Origin of the sequence: Sporolactobacillus laevolacticus DSM 442 (assembly GCF_000497245.1) — a bacterium.
In the GTDB taxonomy this organism is placed as follows: domain Bacteria; phylum Bacillota; class Bacilli; order Bacillales; family Sporolactobacillaceae; genus Sporolactobacillus; species Sporolactobacillus laevolacticus.
This window is the reverse complement of record NZ_AWTC01000011.1, coordinates 56146-75757: the sequence shown is the minus strand read 5'-3', so window position 1 is coordinate 75757 and position 19612 is coordinate 56146. Positions and strand designations below refer to the sequence as shown.

The following is a 19612-nucleotide window of genomic DNA, read 5'->3' as shown; positions in this document are numbered from 1 at the left end:
CTTTGATGGAGGTAGAGCATTATGGCATTACTGCAGAACGGCGATTCAATTGGCCTTATCTCCTGCTCGGACGGACTGAGGCATGATGATGTGAGGGTTATCCATAAGATAGAGCAGGTACTAGAAAATTTAGGGATTACGGTAGTCAAATCAGCTGCACTTTTTCGTGATGACGCTTCTCCATTCAGCGGTTCACCTCAAATGCGTGCTTCCGAATTGATGCGCCTGTTCCATCAATCAGAAGTAAAGGCAATCTTTGACGTTTCAGGCGGAGACAGTGCCAATCAGATCCTGCCCTTTCTTGATTTTAACGCGATCCAGTGCGCAGCCACTCCGTACATTGGCATCAGTGACTTATCCGTTATTAACAATGCAATCAACACGTGCGCGAGCGTCCCGTCTCACCATTACAGAATCAAAAATCTTGCCGGTCACTTTGCTGATTCTCAAACAGAATTGTTTCAGCGCTATTTTATGGAAGACGAACATGATCTCACATTTGAGTATCGATGGCTGCGTGGGCAGCAAATGAACGGCGTCGTCATTGGCGGCAACATCCGCTGCTTTCTGAAGCTGGCAGGTACTCGCTATTTTCCTGATCCTACCGACAAGATCATTTTCCTTGAAGCGCTTGGCGGCGGGCCAGCGCGTATGGCATCACTTCTCGCCCAGCTGGATCAATTATCCGTGTTCAGTAAATGTGCGGGTGTCCTGCTTGGAACATTCTCGGAAATGCAGAAAAAGGAACTGACACCCTCCATTGAAGCACTCGTTTTTGAGACCACCGAAAAATACAACGTACCGATTGCTAAAACGGAACAGCTCGGTCATGGTGAAGACGCACATATCCTGCCAATCGGGTTGCCTATTGTTTTGGAATGAGTCCTTCAGATCATTCCGATTAATACGCTCATTTGTAATCAACATCGTTAATATCCCGATGTCTAGGCGGTAATACGAAAGATAATTAAATAATGTTTTGTTCACGCAGAAAAGCTCGGTCATTAATCACCGATTCATAATCATCATCACGAATAAGCCGATGATCCTCGGAAAAGACAGCGGCGCGCTGAAATACACCGTCTACATAAGAAAAATCATGTGTGGAGCAAATCACGGTTTTGCCCGCCTGAGTCAGGTCAATCATAAACTGACGCAGAAAGCGTTTCGACTTCGGATCAAGCGCGTTCATCGGCTCATCAAACAAATAGACATCAGGATTAAGTGCAACTGTCGCCGCAATGGCGACACGCTTCTTCTCGCCACCGCTCAAATGATAAGGCTCACGCTCCTCAAACCCGGAGATCCCCATCAATTCAAGCGAATCGCTTACTCGGCTTCTCACTTCATTCTCGGAAAGACCCATTTGATTAGGTCCGAAAGCGATTTCCTCATAGACACTTCCGCAAAACAGCTGGGTATCCGGGTTCTGAAAAACGAACCCGGTTTGTTTATGAAAGCTTTTAGAGAAAGAAGCCTCTTTCATCTGCTTCTCCGTGATTTTTGTTCCATCAAACACATAGGTCCCTCTATCAGGGTAAATCAATCCGCTGATCACTTTCATCAAGGTTGATTTTCCGCTGCCGTTCGGACCGATCAAGGCGACAGATTCTCCCTGCTCGATTTTCATCGTTATCTCACTTAATGCAGTATGATCTGCATAACTGTATGTCACTTTTTTTAAATCAATCATAGCCTCTTATCCCTCACCTGAAATAAAAAAAAGATAGGGCAAGTGCAAGTACAAAAACAGAACAAGCTGTATCCATCCAATGCCATTGCCGTTTAACCTGCGTTGTATAATGTCCCGAAAATCCTCGACATACCATGGCGTCATAAAGATCTTCCGACATCTCCTTCGATTTCAGGAAAAGTGTACCGGCAATCCCGGCAACAGGTGCCGCTTTTTTGGCGGTCTTCCCCACAGAACGCAGTTTCAAAGCATAGAACATGTTCAACGTAAAATCACTGAAGATTACAATATACTTCAGTGTAATATCCAAAATAAGAATAAACAGATCCGGAACGCGAAACAATTTCAGCGCTGCAATCAATGCATGCCATGACGTCGTTAACACAAGCAATCCGGAAAAAGAGACGGTCAGCCACACCTTGACTACAATCAAGAGATAATGGCCGTGGATGCCAACTAGAAAGGCGGGAAGCAAGGTCACCGCCATAAACACAGCAGCGGTCAGGCTCATAATCAAAATACGCTTCATGATATTAACCGGAAGAATACTGATAAGGAGAAGCATACACGATCCAACTGTACTGATAAATACCATGCTCCTGCTTAACGAGATCAAAAAAAGGAGCACAACGAGTGAGAAAAGTTTTAGCGCCGGATGAATTCTTGACAAAAAGCAGTGATCGTTGCTCCTCGATCTGATCGCAGCCAGAAGTTTAAAAAGCGTATGTATATTTTTTTCAATGAATCGCTCCTTTTTCCCGACTTCGAATAGTTCATCAGGCTTCATAAGCCACTGTGGTATATTCTTTTTTTCATTCAATGTTGTTCATCCTTACGTCGACTCATCCGAAAGATTCTGAAAAAAATGACAAGCAGTGCTACGCCAGCTACAGCCGATAATATATATCCGACAGCTCCCGGCATACCCTTAAAAGAATAACCGGATAGCAGTGCTTGATAATTATATCCATGTGCCATCCCCTTTGGAAGATAGCCAAGTGATTGATGTAATTCACCGTTACTCCATTCGCCCCATGCACTTGCCGCAGAAAGCAGTCCCAGCGGTGTTAAAGGGATCAGGAGAAGCAACAGTGCAGATATTTTATGAAATGAAACGGGACGATTCTGCAGGATTTCAGGAGAAACTTTTTTGATGAAAATCAATACCCCAACGGTAAATACAATTTCCGCGAGTCCTGCCAGCGTCAGATGCGGAATCAGCATGGCCGGTATGGATACCTTAAGCGGATACGGTGAATAAAGCGGCAATCCTTTCGCATCAGTAAACAACAATGGCTGAATGCCGAATTCAATCGCCGCAATTAATGCCGCAATATTAATCGCCAAATAAGAAGCGATCCCAGCATAAATCAACTCTGTGTTCCGAAAAGCCAAGCGGGTCACTAAAAAACGGTAAATGGCATACCCTGCAAATGGCATGATAAAAGCCATATTGAAAAGATTCACGCCATAAGCCAAAATACCGCCATCGCCAAAGACCAGGCATTGAATCAGTAGCGCAGCCGCGATCGCAAGACAAGCCGCCTCCGGTCCCAGCAAGATTGCAAGCAACGTGCCGCCAACCGCGTGGGCTGTCGTGCCACCAGGAACCGGAACATTAAACATCATCATGAGAAATGAAAGTGCTGCACCAACACCAATAAGCGGCAGTCTTTCTCTGGTCATCTTCACACGAACACGCCGAATAGAAACCGCCACAACCGGTACCATTGCTCCCCCCATGATCAGACATGTCTCAGGGCTAAGGTAATTATCTGGAATATGCATCGTACAAACACTCCGTCTCTCTACTCTTTGAATCATGACAATTTGTAAAAGTTTTTTCAGAAACTAAAAAACAGCCACGAATCCAATTAGGTCCTGTTGGGCGCTAATCAGCCTTCGTGGCTGCAAGAAAAACTTAAAGAGCCGCTTGTTCCCTATTTCAGTCACAAGCTGTTTTCTAACACGGATCTTCGTGACCCGTACTTGTCATAATAGAGCAAATGAATCAAAAATGAAAGATATACAGTTAATTTGTCATTTTTTTGTTAATTCTGTCTTCTATCTCATGATAGAGTGCATCAATGCCTTCATCATGCTCACAAGAGGTTCTAAAGACACCGGCCTTTGGATTCAAACTACGGATATCCGTCTCCACTTGCGCATCATCAAACTCAAAGAAACGCATCATATCATATTTATTCAGGACAACTAGATCCGCTTTCGTAAATAAGAGCGGGTACTTAACAATCTTATCGTCGCCTTCAGGGATGCTAAGCAACGCGATTTTGACATCCTCACCAACTTCAAATTCTGCAGGACAAACGAGATTCCCAACATTTTCAACAAAAAGCACATCTAAATCTTCTAAATCAAAATAGTCCAGCATCTTTTTCATTGAGAGTGCTTCAATATGGCAAGCGCCATTCGTATTAAGCTGTACGACGGGCACCCCCAGCGCATCCAATTTTTCAGCGTCCAACTGACCGGCAATGTCTCCCTCAATCACCGCCGCACGATAACGAGGACGCAGTTTTTCGATCAGTTTAATAATCAGACTGGTTTTTCCCGCTCCCGGAGCTGCCATAATGTTAACCGCAAGCACTTTTTTCTCTTTCAACTTTTCTTTAACTTCATCACTGCAGTCTTCATTCCACTCCAGCATCTGTTGAACGACTTTAATTGTGTTCATCCGTTTGCCCTCCAAAATCTATTGAGGTATTTACTATATATGACTCTATCAGAGGAGGTTCAAAAAGTCCGGGAAAAATTGCTGTCGAATCTCTGCGTCAGCTTGTTTCTTCACTCCTCACGTATTAGAGACATACGCTCCGGTGCTCGAAACTGCGCTTCCTTGATCTTCTCGGCCCTTTTTGTCCTCCTTTTTTAACTAACTATATTATAATATAATATTTAAAGTGAAATCATCATCGATCTGTGAGGATAACTATGAAAATTGCTGTAATGGACGGCCAGGGAGCAGGACTTGGCCAAACACTGATTAAAAAAATGCGTCAAAACCTTCCCGGTGACTGGATCATCATTGCGCTTGGCACAAATACATGTGGAACTTCAAAGATGGTACGATCAGGCGCAACTATTGGCATGAGCGGTGAAAAAGCATTTTGTGCGTTTTGCCGACGTGAGGCTATTGACTGTATCATCGCCCCAATCGGTATTCTGCAGCCGGGTTCTATTCATGGTGAAATCACAGAGTCTATGACGCATGCCTTCACTCAGCTTTCTTGCAAGAAATATATACTTCCTGTGCACCACCCTAAACTTCTTATTCCTTGTACCGCAGACATACCAATCAAACAATTCATCGATGACATTATCACAGATCTAAAAAAAGTATGCTCTTGAATGTTCATTCAAGAATGCTGCTCGCTGGATGATCTGTACTCTTCCAAAAATGAATCAAGTTCACTAACCGTCATTTCACCTGAATTGTCGAGCACAGAAAAAATAAATTTAGGTATATCAAGGTCATTCATTTCATAGGTCTCGCCTGTATTGACACTGGCACAGGCATCTTCGATAACGTGCACTCCATAACCATGCTCAAATGCAGCTACTGAATTAAAAAAGATACAGTATTCCGCATTAAATCCGCATAGTATAACTTCATCAACACCGGCGTTCCTTAGTTTGCTGTCCAAAGATGTACGAAAAAAAGCACTTGGCAAACGTTTCTCAATACATTCCGAAACATAGGGGGCCAACTGATGGCATATTTCACCAGCCGGTGTCCCATCTTGGATCATGCTCTCTTTTCCCTTATCTAAATGGCGGATAAAAAAGATCGGTTCCTTGTTTTTTTGAGAATTGATGATCAATCTGTGGATATTTTGGATCATCTTTTCAAAATTTCTCGAATCTATGAACCCTTGCTGTACATCAATTACCAGAAGCGCGCGCATTTGATCATTTCCACCAGCTTTTTTTCTATCATACATCTCTTTAAGTTTCTATTTAGTTCCTAGTGTATTAAACTAGTTATGAAAACGGTTTAATCTTGACACATGAGATTAAGAAAGAAGTGTTTTGCGCATGACTTTGTTGCATCGCGGCATCACATTCTGTAATTTTGACGGCACGTATGAACCCCAGTCTGAATTGCGGTCGATCACACCGCACAAATGGATTGACTTTCGTAATCTAAGAGGAACGCATTTGTATTGTTCACCCGAAGCCTTCACGGCGATTTCTCACAAATTGGCCAACACGGAGTTGAGCGGACTGACTTTTTTGGGAAGCGGAAACTATCACTATGCAACTCTCGCATTGCTCCAGAAAATTCCTCAGCCCTTTTCTCTCATTCTATTCGATCACCATACTGATTTAAAAGAAGGCAGAATTGGCAATCTGCTATCATGTGGATCTTGGGTTCGCCATGCACTCAGTGACGTTGCAAATCTAAAAAAAGTTATTATCGTAGGACCGGAGCCCCCCGAAGATGAATTAAAATTGTTGCAGGGGCATTATCAAGTTACCCTGTTTCCTGAGCGAAGCCTTCCTTCTGCTCAGAGATTAATCTCCTCGATACCGACACAAGCTGTCTACATGAGTATCGATAAAGATCTTATATCGGAACAAGAGGCGAAAACGAATTGGGATCAAGGCCATCTGTCAATCAACCGATTAGCCCAATTGCTTGCAACCATTATAGAGAACAAACAAGTGGAAGGCATTGATGTTTGCGGAGAATGGCCAGTCCAGCCTCATCAAGAGCTTGACCAACGAACCCGTGAATGGATTCGAAAGAACGAGCTCTGCAATCTCCGTATTGTACACGCTTATTTGAACCATCTGCACAGCGTTGATCGCAGAAAAATGATTCATAAAGGGTCATCAAAACATGTGATGTAATTTCTCCTTGAAACAATGCGAATCGGACTAATAATACCCATTGCGTCGCGCACAAACTCGAACGTTGTGCGCACAACTTATAGATCGATAATTTCCTAGAAATAGAAAAGCCGCTGCCCCTCCATATAACTGGAAAAACAACGGCTCTTTCATTATTATCCACTTAATAAGTTAAGCCAAAACGTTCAGGCTTTCACGATTAAACGCAGGAATGTCATCCGGTGTACGGCTTGTCACGAGATTGTGGCAAACAACGACTTCTTCATCTTTATAGTTCGCACCGGCATTTTTCAAATCAACCGCGATGGATTTGTAACCTGTGATGTTTCTGTCCTTAATCGATTCAGCCGTAATCAGCAGTTGAGGACCGTGGCAGATTGCGAATACACCTTTGTCGGCATCCATAAATGCTTTGGTAAACGCGACAAAGCGATCATCATCTCTCAAGTTATCCGGTGAATAACCGCCTGCGATCAAAAGCGCATCAAAATCTTCAGGCTTTGCTTCGTCAATGGTAAGGTCAGTAGTAACTTTTGCGCCATGCTTGCCATTAATCACAGCACCTTTTGTTTTCCCAATAACAATGACTTTGTGGCCTGCTTCTTCATATGCCTTAGCAGGGTCAGTGAATTCTACATCCTCGAAATCATCAGCTAGAACTGCAGCAACTTTCTTTGTCATCGAAAATCATCCTCCATTCATTTAGGATTAACCTCTCCATGTTAAGAAATTACTGGTTTACAAGGTTAAATCCGATATGCTGCCAACGATTTTTATTATAAATAACGCTAACAACAGGTTCAAATAATTTGCACTTAAATCACAAATGTGCAAATCAATACTTCCGATACGCATATGGGGATTTTGGTTTTGAGATCTCATGCCATTTGGTCACCTTGAGCACAGGAATCGTTTGTTTAAATGGCTGATAGTACGTCTCGGACAACTTTCCTTCTGCTCGAATCCATGTATCGTCTTTATAATCAACATTTTGCGGGAATTGGACCATCATGCCAAATACGCCGGCATCGGCAAGACAATGAATAATGCCGAAGCGGAATAAAAACAACTGATTCTTTTCAAGTGAATCACCATGATAAACAAAGCCCATCATGGAAATATTCTTATTGGTGAAATTCCCCGGATAATTATAAACAGCCTCAAGGGCACGGAGAAAGTTGTCATCATCAAGATACAGGTTATCCGATTTGCTGTATTTCTCCATATCCGATTTAAGCATTTTTTTATACGTGCTGCTCTCATAATACTGGCTTGTATCCGGCTTCAAAATCTGGTGATTCGCGTATTGATCCTTGTCATTATCTATTTCAGCAAAGTGAAAACCCTTTGCTCTGACGATACTCGAATCCAATGTGGCGATCGGCAAGAACAACCCGGTAATCAACGGAAAAACAACAAGAGCATAGGTGATGAGCTTCTTCCACCATGTATTATTTTCATGCGCGTGATCATGGCCAAACATCTCTTTTTCCACATTTTCCTGGCTTTTGCTGCCTTCCCTGTTCCACTGAACAAGCTGATATACCGCCATCACACCGATAACGAAGATCATGGAAAAAGAAAGATAGCCATAGCGCATATTAATGTATTTACTGATATCACCCGTAAGATGCAAGTGAAGAAACAAGTAGGCGAATCCAAATAAAATCAAAAATCGTATCATTGCTGTGCCTCCTTTAAATCAGCAACGCGCCGGCAAACACACAGAGAAATATGAGCGTAATGAGTCCGGCTACAAACTTCTTTTTAAAAGTCGAAAGCATCATGACCAGATTTTTAATATCAACCATTGCACCGAAAACAAGAAATGCGGTTAGCGGGGCTGGAGGAAATGTGCTTCTGAAGGATGATGCGACAAAGGCATCCGCTTCTGAACAAAGCGACATAATAAATGCGAGTACCATCATAACAAGAATGGCTGTAAACTGCGTGCCTCCAAAAGAAAGCAAGGTGCTTTGTTTAATAAATGTTTGCATCGCCGCGGCAATAAACGCTCCGAACACAAGATATTTTCCAACGGAAAAGAATTCATCGATGGCGTGGTCCATTGTTCCTTTGAATTTATCCAGCAACGTAAAATTTTTGATTGCGTTCATTTCCTGATGATCATGGTTATGATGGTAGTGCTCAATTTTCTTATCAACAAATTCCCTTAGCTGATTTTCCGGAAATAGATAAGAGACGAGCAACCCTACAGCAATTGATACCGCGATGGCTAGTCCTGCGCGATAAAAAACCATCTGCCAGCTGCTGCCAAAAGCGATATAGGTTGCAAAAAGAACAACCGGATTGATGATCGGTCCGGCAAGCATAAAGGCAATTGCTGCGTGGAGCGGTACTTGCTTCTTGACCAATCGCTCTGTAATCGGTACTATACCGCATTCACACGCGGGAAACAGCGAACCCATACATGTGCCGAAAACTACAGAACCTACTCTGTTTTTGGGAATGACTCTGGCAACCAAGCTGTCCGTGACAAACATCTGAATGATCGCTGAAATAAAAACACCAATGACAATAAAGGGAATGGCTTCAATCATAATGCTGATAAATATCGTATTCAGTTGCAAAAATGAATTGCTAAACATCAGATTCACTCCAATCAGTGGCGTGGAATACAAAATTACCCCGCGTTGCCTGGCGGCAGGATCTATCGAAACAGGTATAGAAAAGATCAAAATATAGTCAATGTTTCACTTTTCAATCTCTCAAAACATTACCTAGTCTACCACCGCGATATAGCAAAAACAAAAATGTGAATAAATTTGTTTGCAAAAAAGGCTTGAGCTTAACGTAACGTCAAGGTGTAGCATAAAAAGTGTCAGGAGGGATCCAATGAACTACACAATCAAACAGTTAAGTGATTTAGCCGGAGTCAGTACGCGTACATTACGATTTTACGATAAGCTTGATCTGTTGAAGCCTGAACAAATGAATGCTTCAGGTTATCGGATCTACGGACCAAAACAGGTTGATCTCCTTCAGCAGATTCTATTTTTTCGTGAACTAAGATTCAGCCTGAAAGAAATACGCCAAATGTTGTCTTCACCCGATTTTAACAGAATGGATGCCCTGACTGAGCAGCACCGCAAACTGAAAGATGAGAGACAACGCCTTGATCAATTGATCGCAACCGCTGAGAAAACACTAGCTGCGCAAAAAGGAGAGATGACGATGACCGACCATGAAAAATTTGAAGGATTAAAAAAAGAGATGCTCGATAAAAATGAAAAGCAGTATGGAAAGGAAATTCGTGAAAAATACGGAGAAGAGACCGTCAATAAGTCTAACGAAAAATTGGCGAACTTGAACAAGGAAGACTATGAAGCTTCGGTTAACATTCAAAACGAAATGTTTCAACTATTGCAGGAAGCGATGCGGATTGGCGACCCGGCAAGCGCCCCCGCACAACGCGCGGCTGATCTGCACAAGCAGTGGCTTGGTTTCTTCTGGAGTTCTTACTCAAAGGAAGCTCATGCAGGGCTCGTGCAAATGTATGTGGAAGACCCGCGTTTCACCAAATACTATGATAATAGTGTCGGCAAAGGTGCAGCAAAAATGCTCCGTGATGCTGTACAGATCTTCATACAATGAAATAAAGGGCATAAAAAAAGCGTGAACACTTTTTATTTAAGTGCTCACGCTTTTTCACTCGCTAATTATTCAACTTATCAATCAGAGAAATCTTGAGTAAAGAACGCCCATCCATCCGTGCTTCCATTCTTTTGCCCGTAAACGACTCCGACACCAATGTACTTATATTCCGGTTTTAGAATATTTGCCCGATGCCCCGGTGAGTTCATCCATCCATCCATCGTCGCTTGGGCGCTCCAGATCTGATCCCAGCCAAAGTAATTCACATCCCCTTTGGCATAAGCTACGTTCTGTCCGGCAATCGTATTTCGCGAAAAGTTCATCATGCCATGACTCATCGCACCGTTGCTGAACTGTTGCTGGCTCCATTGACGTGCAAAATTCTGAAGTTCCGGTTTCACTCGAAGAGGTTGAAGTCCGTTTTGCGAACGGACATTATTTACTAGATTAACAATCTGCTGTTCTACTGTGCCATTATATTGGCCTTGAGCAGCAGGTGGCGCTTGGGGTGCTGATGCTTGTGGAGCACTCGCCCGGGCAGGTTTCGCAGGGGCTTTCTTCACTGCTTTATGTATCGCTTTCTTCTTGGCTGCTTTCTTTGGTTTCTTGCTTTTTACTGCCTTTTTCTTAATCGACTTCTTCGCTGTTTTCTTTTTTACACTTTTCTTTATGCTCTTCTTAATCTGCTTCTTTACACTTTTCTTAATCGTTTTTTTCTTTGCGTGCTTTTTTATTGTTTTGGCTTCAACACCCGTAACGAGCTTGTGATTCGGCTGAACGTTTTGATGATTGGGAGTCTCAACTGATTTTATCTGATCGGCGCTTGATATCGATGCTGTGGATAAGCTTAAGACGACAATTAACAAACCTACCATTATGTGCTTAATCATGCGCATAAAAAAAATCTCCTCTCATTTACGTTTGACGATCAAATACGGCGGTCCAGCCATCGTAGCGAAAATTCGCCTTAGATCTGTGACTTTGCGTCACTACTTTTCAGTAGTTTTGCCCTTTAGAAAAAAGATTTCTAAAGTATTAGGTTAATTCAACTATACAGCAGGGTACATGCCTTTACAAGAATAGACTTCTTCCGTCACAGTATATATCGACAGAAAAAGCAAATTGTTAATGTGATCGGTAAATAGTAGATTTGAAAACCACGATTTTTGATGATATCTGTTTAAGCATAATGTTATAATCGAAAAATTCAGAGTGCTATACTTGGGTAAAACAAGCATAATTGAATGGAGTGATTCATATGCGAAGATTATTCAAATAGCGGGTGTGGTTCCACTGTTGCTCCTGGCTGCCTGTGGAGGCGAATCTGCTTCAAGGGATCATCACTCATCGGCTGCAGCGCAAAAACAAAGTGTCAGTCAACCGGCAAAACCAACCCCATCCAATCAAAGGAGTTTTGTAAAGGTGCAAACCTATATGTTTAAGGATGACGGCACTATTCCGAACAACCCAACCTTTCCCGTGCTAATCTATCCAGGTGCTTTTAAAGGACGAACCGGGCATAAACGCCTATCGTCAAGCAGCGACTTTTCCATCTCAGGTGGCTATCCAAACGGACAAGACTACGATACACAAACAAAAGAAACACAGGCGCTGAAAGACAATATCGCCCGTGTCGGTAAACCGGAACAAGATCCCGTTTATGGAAATCAGGGACCTCTTCTTCAAATTTGGAAAAACAAGTAATAGACTGTTTATCAGAGATGCAATCTGTTGAAGATCCGTGATCGGTAACTCTGGAAAACTGATGTATGGGCAATGGAGCGTTTTTCCATGATCTGATTGAACTTCAGTCGCTTTAAACGCAGCTGTTTGCTCAATCGCTCGCGTTCCTTGTCATCCTCGCAGCAGCGCAACAAATCATTGAGTGTGACAATATCTTTCCTGAGCTGCAATTCTTCAGGTAGCATTCCTGCATTCTTTAACATTTTATAACCGGCGCGAAGTTCTTTTGGCACCGCCGACAAATCTTCCAAAACCAGTGGCTTGCCCTTGCCCGGCAGATTATCGAATACACCTGACTTGAGGCATGCCTTTATTTTTTCTTCTGCCATAATCTCGATAATACCCATCATCAACACTTCCGTTAATTTGACATTTTGTGTTCTTTATCTTGATGTTCTGACTCTGAAAAAATCGTGGACAATGGTTTTTGTGCAGGACCGTCAATCACTTTTCCATTTGCTTCAAAACGCGAGCCGTGGCAAGGACAATCCCAGGTACGCTCACCTTGATTCCAGTTTACTTCGCACCCTAGATGCGGGCAAGTGGCATCAACGACAGTGAGTTTTCCATCTTTGTCGCGATATGCACCGACCCGGCGGCCATGAAGTGAGCCAATCATGCCTTGGTCGTTTTGCAAATGCTCATCAAGCGGTTTGGGTCGGATCAGTTTTCCTTTTGCCAGCTGTCCTGCTACCCCTATATTTTCAATGAGGAATCTGGCTAACATTGGCCCGGCTTCAAAGCGTGAGGGACTGAATACTTCAGTATAAGGATTCGAGCGTTCCATCGCAAGATCAGTCAACAGTTTGGCAGCGAGCGTACCGGTCGTCATCCCCCATTTGCGAAATCCTACGGCAACAAACAGATTGGAGGAATTCTTTGTCAGCCTACCAATGTAAGGAACTTGATCAAGTGTCGTGAAGTCCTGAGCCGACCAGTGTGCAGTGATGCTTAGATCTCCAAAATTCTGGCGGGCAAAGCTTTCAAGGCGAGAATAATGTGCTTCCATACGTTCACCCCGACCAGTTTTGTGATTTTCGCCTCCGATGAGCAGATAGTTTTTATGATTCAGTCTCAAACTGCGGATGGAACGTTTCGGATCACCGGCACTAAGATACATGCCGCCTGAAAATTGTTTTTCTGTTTCGCAAGCGATCAGGTAAGAACGCTCCGGAAACATCCTTGCAAAATAAAAACGATTGTCGTAAAAGGGAAAATGGGAACAAATCAGCACTTTACGGCAACGAATACTGAACCCTTGTTTTGTTGTCACAAGCGGATCAGGATCTTCTTTAATATCCACCGCCATTGTCTCTTCATAAATAGGTACATTCATCTTTACGAGATCGGCAATCAGCGTATGCAGATACATCAGCGGATGGAACTGCGCCTGATCCGGCATGACCAGCGCATTTTTTACGTCGAAGGGAAGATCAATTGAATCCGTCAGTGTCCCCATAATGCCCAGCCGGTCATAGGCGATCTTTTCTTTTTCAATCTTCTTCGCTTCCGAATCATTCATCGCATAAACAATGGCCGGCTGAATCTCATAATCACATTCAATTGCATGAACTTTGACCTGATTTCTGATCCATTCAGACGCTTCGTTGTTTGCCTGATAGTAGAGTCCCGCCTTTTCAAAACCTAGGTTGGCGACTAACTGATCATAGATCAAGCTATGCTGAGCCGTGATCTTTGCTGTCGTATATCCGCTTGTACCGCTTGCGATTTGGCCTGCATCGATCAAGGCAACATTAACACCTTCATTTGCTAGCATATAGGCTGCGGTAATACCGGTGATTCCTGCACCGACAATCAGCACATCGGTATTCATATGATTCTTAAGTGGTTTAAACGTTGGCAGATGAACCGTATCCCGCCATATTGAAGACGTTTCCTCGGAGAAAATATGTGGCTGTTTCTGCTCCATACGGACCATCCCTCCCTTTGCTCTATGACCCATTCATAATCAAAGTCAGTGTGCCCTGAATAAGAAAAACTATGTACATCTTTGCAAGCTTGGAACATGAAAAGGTATACTGTGGGTAAAGTACTGAACATACGTCACTATTCATTGAAAAGGATGGCTCATCATGGACTTCATTTAATCTGGTCGTTATAAAAAAAGATCCAATCGGTTTCGCCCGATGGATCATTTTTTATCTATTTTTTCCTTCTCAATCGCTTATTTCAAAGTAAAGTCCCCGGAATTTGTTCTTGCTTTAATCTTGTACTTGCCTTCCCCTTTTTTACCGATAATCACAGATTCAGATTTTTCCTTATAGAGAAAGCCCTTCAGATCAACGGTTCCTTCCCCAGAACCGCCGCGATAATCAACGGATAGTGAATCAGGCTCTTGAACAAAATCGATATCAATGTCCCCGCTCGTTGCCTCAGCGTCAATATCGCCGGACAATTGATTGCTTTTTATCTCAATTTCCCCTGAATTGGCTTGTGCGATCAGTGATCCGCTGAACCTCTGAACATCAATGTCCCCTGACGTCGTTTCAAGTCGTGAGGACTTAGCTGTCAAATCGGATAAGGTAAGCTCTCCACCGTTTGCAGAGACATTGGCTTCGTTCCGGGCTTGATTATGCTGCATGTCAATATCACCACTGGTCGTCTGTACGATAAAATTCCCTGTGGACTTATTATTTTTAGCAGAAATCTCTCCGGAGCCGGAAGTAAGCGACAAGTGTCCCGCCCGCAGGTTTTCAACAGAAAGATCTCCTGAGCCCGCATCAACAGTAATTCGGTCATATTCCTTGTCCGGCACTTTAACCACCAGTTTCGTCCATCCAAAGGTGACCATAAAATAGCGTTCTTCTTTACTTGCAGAGAGATGAAGCACATTGCCTTCTCGTTTCATTGTGAATTCAATATTTTGTAACATCTGCTTATTGCCCCAACCGTTTACTTCTGCAGACAACTTGTCACTCTTCGTCTTTACAATCTGCACATCAATCGATGAAGTATCAACGCTAATTTCTTTAACACCATGGACACTCGCTGTCTTTGTCTGGGCATGTGCTTTAATCGGATGAAATTGATCTGACGTATTAAAAACGATGATTCCTCCTATAGCGCCAACCAAAATCATAATTAATGCGGCATAAATAATTTTTTTCATGATCGATTCCTCCCCACGATGACATTGATATTAAAGCGGAGATAGCTGACTAATGCGTACCAAAGAAATTTACTTACATAAATCATAGCAATTCCTAACAGCACACCAATTCCGCATAATACTAAGGAAGAAAAGAAGGCGAATAAAAAGGGTTCAAAGCCGGAATCGATCCCTATTGGAATGGACAGCAATGGGCTGAAAACAAAGCCAACGGATACGCCACAAAAAGCGATATAAGCCGATAAAATACCAAGCAGTGGGCCCAGAATCACAATGAGATTAAAAAAGAGCAGGCCAATTGCGGCTAGTATCGACCGAGTTATACCGGTCACAGGATGCGGCGATTTTGGATTTGTTGCATAATAATCTGCCAATACCTCTTCGGAAATGGTCTCTGGATCGCCAAGTTCTTGAATAATCTCTTCTTCTGTTTTCCCCTCATTAAATCCAATCGTGAAATGTTCTTCAAAGTCAGAAAGAATCTCTTTCCGATCTTTTGCTGGAATTTCTTTCAGCAAGCGTTCAAGTCTGTGGAAAAACTCATTCTTCACCATGCCCCACTCCTTCCTTAATGAATTGATCGACAGCTTTGGAAAATTGCTGCCATTCCGCAATTAACGCTTTCATATACAATTCACCTTTCTCAGTTATTGAATAGTACTTTCTTGGAGGACCTTCTGTCGACTCTCCTAGATAAGTCGATAAGTAGCCTTCTTTCGTTAGACGCCGAAGCAGCGGATAAAGTGTTCCTTCAGCAACTTGAATTTTTTCTGAAATGTTCTGGGCAAGTTCGTAGCCATATTGGTCTTTACCATCAATAAGCACAAGCACACAAAGTTCCAGAACACCCTTCTTAAACTGAACATTCAAGTGATTCATCCTTTCTCTTATAAGATACAAACATTAATCACTATTGATTATTATTCAATAGATAATCAGAATTCTTCTTTAACTTTTCTTTAATGCCTTATATATAGAATAATATACACTACTGATTAATGCAATATAGTTGGCAAAAAAATAAAAAGCAAACCAAAGTAGTTGCATACTGGCTTGCTTTCATGATTAACGGAGTACAAAGTCTCCTGAACTTGTCCGTACTTTGACTCTGTATTTACCGTCTTCTTTTTTCCCAACAATTCTGTGCTCGCTTTTTTCTTCATATAAGAGCCCTTTGACTTGAACATCTCCGTCACCTGATGAGCCATGATAATCGAGTGTAAAAGAATCCGGCTCCTCTTGAAAGGACACACGCACATCTCCGCTACTTGACTCAATAGTCAAATCGCCGGCAAGCTTATCATTTCTCAGCTCAATGTCACCGGAACTGGCCTGGGCATTGAGCGAACCGCGATAGTCGGACACGTTGATGTCACCGGAGTGGGTCCGTATCATTAATTCTTCGGACGTCAGCTGGTTCAGAGTGATATCTCCGCTTGCTGCGTGTGCAGTCATTTTTCCCTTCACAAGCGCACCTTGAATTTTTACATCGCCGCTCGTTGTTTCTGAATTCAGTTCTTGTTTCGCAACACATGCCTCCAGTTCAATATCACCGGAATGGCAGGAGAGACTTATTTTATTCGCCAAAAGCTCCCGAGCGCTGAGGTCGCTCGATTGGCCGCTGACGATGATCTGATCGTAAAGGCGTGTCGGTAATTCAAAGACGACTTTCACTCCTGAGAAGCTGAGCGATTTGATCCTGCTAAGCCAGCCTTGCCTATTACGGAGAATACGAACCTCCAGTGACTCTCCTTTTTTGTTCATCTCCAACTCGACAGGTGGATTTTGTTCATCCATCTCCCCTGCCCATACCTGTGCCTTCAGAATCACTTCTTCTGTCTGGATCAGTTCGACATCTGCCGATGAGGTATTCACGACGATACGGTTAATGCCGTCCATATCAAACGTTTTTTCCATAATAATCTGCATACGATTCCCGCCTTCCGATACAATCAATGCTTATGGTTTCATTCTAGCTTCTTTTTTCTTCGGCGAGATCAGTCTGCAGGCTGAATCCATGACTGGCTAGAGTCCTGAAACAGGTAACCCTTTTAATCTTTGTCATTTGGAAACAGGATACCGTTCTGCTTTCGTGCAGTTTCCATCGTTTTCAATACTACCCGGCTCAAGTTTCTAAGCTTCAGATATTCTGTCTTATCATTCTGCTCCAGAATATCGGCAAAATTACCGATCTCATAGATTTTATCATCTGCTTCAAAGTGTTCTGCCACGGGTTCTAAGACTTTGTCATGAGCATCGATCCATTCCAGACGGGCAATATTCGATGAATTGTTAATCCTGAAGCTTCCTTTTTCGCCATGAATTTCCGAAGGTGCATCCGAGTAAGTAATCTTTGAACAAAGTACCGTGCAAATAAAATCGTGATAAGCCAGCACAACCGTTCCGCTGCCATCAACACCGCTTGACAGTTTGATCGGATAGTAAGCTACCTTTTCCGGTTCACCAAACAGAGCAATTGCGACATAGAGTGGATAGACGCCCAGATCTTCAAGCGCTCCACCGGCAAATTCTGGCGAGAAAATGTTGGTCACTTTTCCATCTAAGAACTGATCGTATCGCGAGGAATATTGGATTAATTGTAGCACTGCGGAACGAAGTTTTCCCGCCCGCGGCAGTTCTTGCTGCAGTGTCTTGAATACAGGTGTCTGGATGTTTCGTATCGCTTCAAAAAGGTAAACCTTGTTCTCATCCGCAATTTTAACGGCTTCATCGAATTCATTTACATTAGAAAAAATAGGTTTCTCACAAATCACGTGCTTACCCGCCTTGAGCAAAACAACGACTTGCTGGAAATGAAGCCCATTTGGTGACGCAACATAAACAATATCAACAGAATTACTATTTGCGAGATCATTTAATGAAGAAAAATTTAAGTTACCGCCAAATTCATCAGAAAATTGTTTGGCTTTTTCTTCAGAGCGTGAGTATGCTCCGACAAAGTCAAATCTCCCTGTCTGTTTAACCGCTTTCACAAATTGATGCGTGATGCGGCTTGTCCCAATTGTTGCCAGTCTCATATTTATTCCCCCATTAGCTTTCATTGAATACTTATATTATACTAATAGAGTCGCTGTCTTGATAGCCCTTTCATTCCAATCACACAAATATATAAATTTCCCCACAAACTTCATATGTAGGTTCATTTTAAAGTATAAGTAATGATGCAGATTATACGAAAACACTAGTCGGAGGACGAATTTATGATAAACGGACTTGCAAAAGTCAAACAACAGCCAATAATTTTAGGACTAATCTTGCTGTATGTGCTCCCTCCTGTTGGAATGGCCTGGTTCGTCGGCTGCGCGCTGCTTGAATGGCGCGTTCAATTTATGGAAAAAAAATCACTGCCAACAGATTTGATCAGTTTATTGCTTGCGCTAATGGCTGCATCTTCCATCGGTGCAGTACTGGTCAGCTGGCAAGTAACTGATCTTCTCTCTACGCTCATTCTAGTAGGGTATCTTGGTATCTATCTATTTTGGTTACGCCATCCTGAACAGCTTCATATTAGACAATTTGCTTGGATTACGATTTGGGGCGGCGTCTATATCTATTTCTCTGAAAAACTGCTTAGCATGATTCCTAAAGAGTCAATTGTCGGTCAAGCAGCTTCTTTTCTGACCGGGCACGTCTTATTTGGTTATAACGGAAAACCACGCTTGTACGGCTCAACATTTAACCCAAACTATGGGTGTTATCTTTTGATTCTCGCGCTCGCTTTCCTTTCTGTGGAATTACTGCGAGCGATTCATATGAAAAATACTCGGCTTATCGCCCTGTCGCTGTTGATCATTCCGGTGCTTGATCTTGGCATTTACGAGACCGGGTCAAGAGCCGGTTTTGTGATTATGCTCCTGCTGCACCTGTTATTTCTTTATAAGCTTAGCTTACGCGTTTTCATTCCGATCGCCGCGATCGTATTGGTAAGTGCTCCCTTCCTTTACCATTGGATGCCCCGCTCAAACGGAACGGAATCCTCGATGGCAAAAAGGCTTGAAATCTGGGGGAATAGTTGGCACATTTTTACGGAAAATCCTTTTTTCGGTGCAACTACATTAGGTTTTCGAAGAGATTATGCAGCACTTAATGGCGAATTGATCCCGCACGCGCATGATTTATTTCTTGCCATCTTCTCGTCATCAGGTGTATTTTGCGGATTGTTCTTTCTCTTTGTTCTTGGCATTAGTGGTTATTCTTTAATCAAAGCACAAAGATTAAGTACGAAAACAAATTACCAGACCTCACTCTTTCTGTTCGCATTACCAACGATTATCGCATACGGCATCATGGATTTTACCTTATCCTCGCCGCAAGTAATGATCATGGTTCTGATCCTGCTTTCCTATTGGACCAGGTATGCCGCACGCATGAATCAATTTATGCGCCTGCAGAAAACATTAAGACGATTTCTAAATGGAAAAGTCCAAATGACAAAAAAAAGCAGCAAGCCGGCAATGCTTCAGACTTCTAAAGGACTCTCTGGAAAGTGAGTCCTTTTTTTTACTATAAAAAAAGTATAAAATTATAAGGATATT

22 protein-coding genes and 1 riboswitch are annotated in these 19612 nt (G+C 42.7%); of the genes, 6 read left to right on the top strand and 16 right to left on the bottom strand.

Features of this window, described 5'->3' with window-relative positions; genetic code table 11:
* The first annotated feature begins 21 nt into the window (after nt 1-21).
* Complete coding sequence (locus tag P343_RS30405; protein ID WP_023510634.1) at nt 22-882, top strand: LD-carboxypeptidase; 861 nt, start codon at nt 22-24, stop codon at nt 880-882.
* A gap of 85 nt (nt 883-967) precedes the next feature.
* Here P343_RS30405 and P343_RS30400 read toward each other — a convergent pair whose 3' ends face one another.
* From P343_RS30400 to hypB, 4 genes are all read right to left on the bottom strand, one after another.
* Nucleotides 968-1693, bottom strand: a complete 726-nt coding sequence (locus P343_RS30400) for an energy-coupling factor ABC transporter ATP-binding protein (RefSeq protein ID WP_023510633.1) — start codon at nt 1691-1693, stop codon at nt 968-970.
* A 13-nt stretch (nt 1694-1706) separates the two neighbouring features.
* The gene (locus tag P343_RS30395; protein ID WP_023510632.1) at nt 1707-2513 is read right to left on the bottom strand and encodes an energy-coupling factor transporter transmembrane component T; all 807 of its coding nucleotides are present in this window, start codon (nt 2511-2513) and stop codon (nt 1707-1709) included.
* Nucleotides 2510-3481, bottom strand: coding sequence for a cobalt transporter CbiM (gene cbiM, locus P343_RS30390; RefSeq protein ID WP_023510631.1), 972 nt, complete (start codon nt 3479-3481; stop codon nt 2510-2512). Before cbiM ends, P343_RS30395 begins: the two co-directional genes overlap by 4 nt.
* Nucleotides 3482-3725: 244 nt before the next feature.
* Nucleotides 3726-4388, bottom strand: a complete 663-nt coding sequence (hypB, locus tag P343_RS30385; RefSeq protein WP_023510630.1) for a hydrogenase nickel incorporation protein HypB — start codon at nt 4386-4388, stop codon at nt 3726-3728.
* Between the two features lie 257 nt (nt 4389-4645).
* Between hypB and P343_RS30380 the strand changes: the two genes are divergently transcribed.
* Nucleotides 4646-5062, top strand: coding sequence for a DUF3842 family protein (locus tag P343_RS30380; RefSeq protein ID WP_023510629.1), 417 nt, complete (start codon nt 4646-4648; stop codon nt 5060-5062).
* A gap of 8 nt (nt 5063-5070) precedes the next feature.
* On the opposite strand, the gene P343_RS30375 is transcribed toward P343_RS30380, so the two are convergent.
* A complete protein-coding gene (locus tag P343_RS30375; protein ID WP_023510628.1) occupies nt 5071-5655 on the bottom strand; it encodes a cysteine hydrolase family protein in 585 nt (194 codons plus the stop codon).
* A gap of 94 nt (nt 5656-5749) precedes the next feature.
* Between P343_RS30375 and P343_RS30370 the strand changes: the two genes are divergently transcribed.
* Nucleotides 5750-6568: an arginase family protein gene (locus P343_RS30370; RefSeq protein WP_023510627.1), complete on the top strand. Its 819-nt coding sequence runs from the start codon at nt 5750-5752 to the stop codon at nt 6566-6568.
* 171 nt (nt 6569-6739) lie between these two features.
* Here P343_RS30370 and P343_RS30365 read toward each other — a convergent pair whose 3' ends face one another.
* From P343_RS30365 to P343_RS30355, 3 genes are all read right to left on the bottom strand, one after another.
* Nucleotides 6740-7249, bottom strand: coding sequence for a type 1 glutamine amidotransferase domain-containing protein (locus P343_RS30365; RefSeq protein WP_023510626.1), 510 nt, complete (start codon nt 7247-7249; stop codon nt 6740-6742).
* A 154-nt stretch (nt 7250-7403) separates the two neighbouring features.
* Complete coding sequence (locus tag P343_RS30360) at nt 7404-8252, bottom strand: TIGR03943 family putative permease subunit (protein WP_023510625.1); 849 nt, start codon at nt 8250-8252, stop codon at nt 7404-7406.
* Nucleotides 8253-8265: 13 nt separating this feature from the next.
* Complete coding sequence (locus P343_RS30355; RefSeq protein WP_023510624.1) at nt 8266-9177, bottom strand: permease; 912 nt, start codon at nt 9175-9177, stop codon at nt 8266-8268.
* Between the two features lie 247 nt (nt 9178-9424).
* Between P343_RS30355 and P343_RS30350 the strand changes: the two genes are divergently transcribed.
* Entirely contained in the window at nt 9425-10183 is a 759-nt protein-coding gene (locus P343_RS30350) for a MerR family transcriptional regulator (RefSeq protein ID WP_023510623.1), read from the top strand.
* A 77-nt stretch (nt 10184-10260) separates the two neighbouring features.
* On the opposite strand, the gene P343_RS30345 is transcribed toward P343_RS30350, so the two are convergent.
* Nucleotides 10261-11079, bottom strand: a complete 819-nt coding sequence (locus P343_RS30345) for a CAP domain-containing protein (protein ID WP_023510622.1) — start codon at nt 11077-11079, stop codon at nt 10261-10263.
* A gap of 37 nt (nt 11080-11116) precedes the next feature.
* Nucleotides 11117-11203: riboswitch (cyclic di-GMP riboswitch) on the bottom strand.
* Between the two features lie 201 nt (nt 11204-11404).
* Here P343_RS30345 and P343_RS37495 point away from each other — a divergent pair.
* Nucleotides 11405-11887: a cupin domain-containing protein gene (locus P343_RS37495; protein ID WP_023510621.1), complete on the top strand. Its 483-nt coding sequence runs from the start codon at nt 11405-11407 to the stop codon at nt 11885-11887.
* Between the two features lie 11 nt (nt 11888-11898).
* Here P343_RS37495 and P343_RS30335 read toward each other — a convergent pair whose 3' ends face one another.
* From P343_RS30335 to P343_RS30310, 7 genes are all read right to left on the bottom strand, one after another.
* A complete protein-coding gene (locus P343_RS30335) occupies nt 11899-12273 on the bottom strand; it encodes a DnaJ family domain-containing protein (RefSeq protein WP_023510620.1) in 375 nt (124 codons plus the stop codon).
* Between the two features lie 14 nt (nt 12274-12287).
* Nucleotides 12288-13856: an FAD-dependent oxidoreductase gene (locus P343_RS30330; RefSeq protein WP_023510619.1), complete on the bottom strand. Its 1569-nt coding sequence runs from the start codon at nt 13854-13856 to the stop codon at nt 12288-12290.
* Nucleotides 13857-14111: 255 nt separating this feature from the next.
* The gene (locus tag P343_RS30325; RefSeq protein WP_023510618.1) at nt 14112-15056 is read right to left on the bottom strand and encodes a DUF4097 family beta strand repeat-containing protein; all 945 of its coding nucleotides are present in this window, start codon (nt 15054-15056) and stop codon (nt 14112-14114) included.
* Complete coding sequence (locus tag P343_RS30320; RefSeq protein ID WP_023510617.1) at nt 15053-15610, bottom strand: HAAS signaling domain-containing protein; 558 nt, start codon at nt 15608-15610, stop codon at nt 15053-15055. The genes P343_RS30325 and P343_RS30320 overlap by 4 nt, the downstream gene beginning before the upstream one ends.
* Nucleotides 15597-15926: a PadR family transcriptional regulator gene (locus P343_RS30315; RefSeq protein ID WP_023510616.1), complete on the bottom strand. Its 330-nt coding sequence runs from the start codon at nt 15924-15926 to the stop codon at nt 15597-15599. Before P343_RS30315 ends, P343_RS30320 begins: the two co-directional genes overlap by 14 nt.
* 195 nt (nt 15927-16121) lie before the next feature.
* Nucleotides 16122-16985 (bottom strand): DUF4097 family beta strand repeat-containing protein, encoded by an 864-nt coding sequence (locus P343_RS36440; RefSeq protein WP_023510615.1) that lies wholly within the window; start codon nt 16983-16985, stop codon nt 16122-16124.
* Between the two features lie 122 nt (nt 16986-17107).
* Nucleotides 17108-18094, bottom strand: a complete 987-nt coding sequence (locus P343_RS30310; RefSeq protein WP_023510614.1) for a Gfo/Idh/MocA family protein — start codon at nt 18092-18094, stop codon at nt 17108-17110.
* Nucleotides 18095-18277: 183 nt separating this feature from the next.
* Here P343_RS30310 and P343_RS30305 point away from each other — a divergent pair, with 183 nt between their 5' ends.
* Complete coding sequence (locus tag P343_RS30305) at nt 18278-19567, top strand: O-antigen ligase family protein (protein ID WP_023510613.1); 1290 nt, start codon at nt 18278-18280, stop codon at nt 19565-19567.
* Nucleotides 19568-19612: the final 45 nt, after the last annotated feature.

What these genes read in the sequence shown, in the direction of transcription:
- P343_RS30305 (WP_023510613.1), top strand. Translation starts at nt 18,278, where the DNA reads ATGATAAACGGACTTGCAAAAGTCAAACAACAGCCAATAATTTTAGGA.
- hypB (WP_023510630.1), bottom strand. Translation starts at nt 4,388, where the DNA reads ATGAACACAATTAAAGTCGTTCAACAGATGCTGGAGTGGAATGAAGAC.
- P343_RS30375 (WP_023510628.1), bottom strand. Translation starts at nt 5,655, where the DNA reads ATGTATGATAGAAAAAAAGCTGGTGGAAATGATCAAATGCGCGCGCTT.
- P343_RS30380 (WP_023510629.1), top strand. Translation starts at nt 4,646, where the DNA reads ATGAAAATTGCTGTAATGGACGGCCAGGGAGCAGGACTTGGCCAAACA.
- P343_RS30405 (WP_023510634.1), top strand. Translation starts at nt 22, where the DNA reads ATGGCATTACTGCAGAACGGCGATTCAATTGGCCTTATCTCCTGCTCG.
- P343_RS30335 (WP_023510620.1), bottom strand. Translation starts at nt 12,273, where the DNA reads ATGGGTATTATCGAGATTATGGCAGAAGAAAAAATAAAGGCATGCCTC.
- P343_RS30310 (WP_023510614.1), bottom strand. Translation starts at nt 18,094, where the DNA reads ATGAGACTGGCAACAATTGGGACAAGCCGCATCACGCATCAATTTGTG.
- P343_RS30320 (WP_023510617.1), bottom strand. Translation starts at nt 15,610, where the DNA reads ATGGTGAAGAATGAGTTTTTCCACAGACTTGAACGCTTGCTGAAAGAA.
- P343_RS30330 (WP_023510619.1), bottom strand. Translation starts at nt 13,856, where the DNA reads ATGGAGCAGAAACAGCCACATATTTTCTCCGAGGAAACGTCTTCAATA.
- P343_RS30355 (WP_023510624.1), bottom strand. Translation starts at nt 9,177, where the DNA reads ATGTTTAGCAATTCATTTTTGCAACTGAATACGATATTTATCAGCATT.
- cbiM (WP_023510631.1), bottom strand. Translation starts at nt 3,481, where the DNA reads ATGCATATTCCAGATAATTACCTTAGCCCTGAGACATGTCTGATCATG.
- P343_RS30345 (WP_023510622.1), bottom strand. Translation starts at nt 11,079, where the DNA reads ATGCGCATGATTAAGCACATAATGGTAGGTTTGTTAATTGTCGTCTTA.
- P343_RS30365 (WP_023510626.1), bottom strand. Translation starts at nt 7,249, where the DNA reads ATGACAAAGAAAGTTGCTGCAGTTCTAGCTGATGATTTCGAGGATGTA.
- P343_RS30350 (WP_023510623.1), top strand. Translation starts at nt 9,425, where the DNA reads ATGAACTACACAATCAAACAGTTAAGTGATTTAGCCGGAGTCAGTACG.
- P343_RS30370 (WP_023510627.1), top strand. Translation starts at nt 5,750, where the DNA reads ATGACTTTGTTGCATCGCGGCATCACATTCTGTAATTTTGACGGCACG.
- P343_RS30400 (WP_023510633.1), bottom strand. Translation starts at nt 1,693, where the DNA reads ATGATTGATTTAAAAAAAGTGACATACAGTTATGCAGATCATACTGCA.
- P343_RS30360 (WP_023510625.1), bottom strand. Translation starts at nt 8,252, where the DNA reads ATGATACGATTTTTGATTTTATTTGGATTCGCCTACTTGTTTCTTCAC.
- P343_RS30325 (WP_023510618.1), bottom strand. Translation starts at nt 15,056, where the DNA reads ATGAAAAAAATTATTTATGCCGCATTAATTATGATTTTGGTTGGCGCT.
- P343_RS36440 (WP_023510615.1), bottom strand. Translation starts at nt 16,985, where the DNA reads ATGCAGATTATTATGGAAAAAACGTTTGATATGGACGGCATTAACCGT.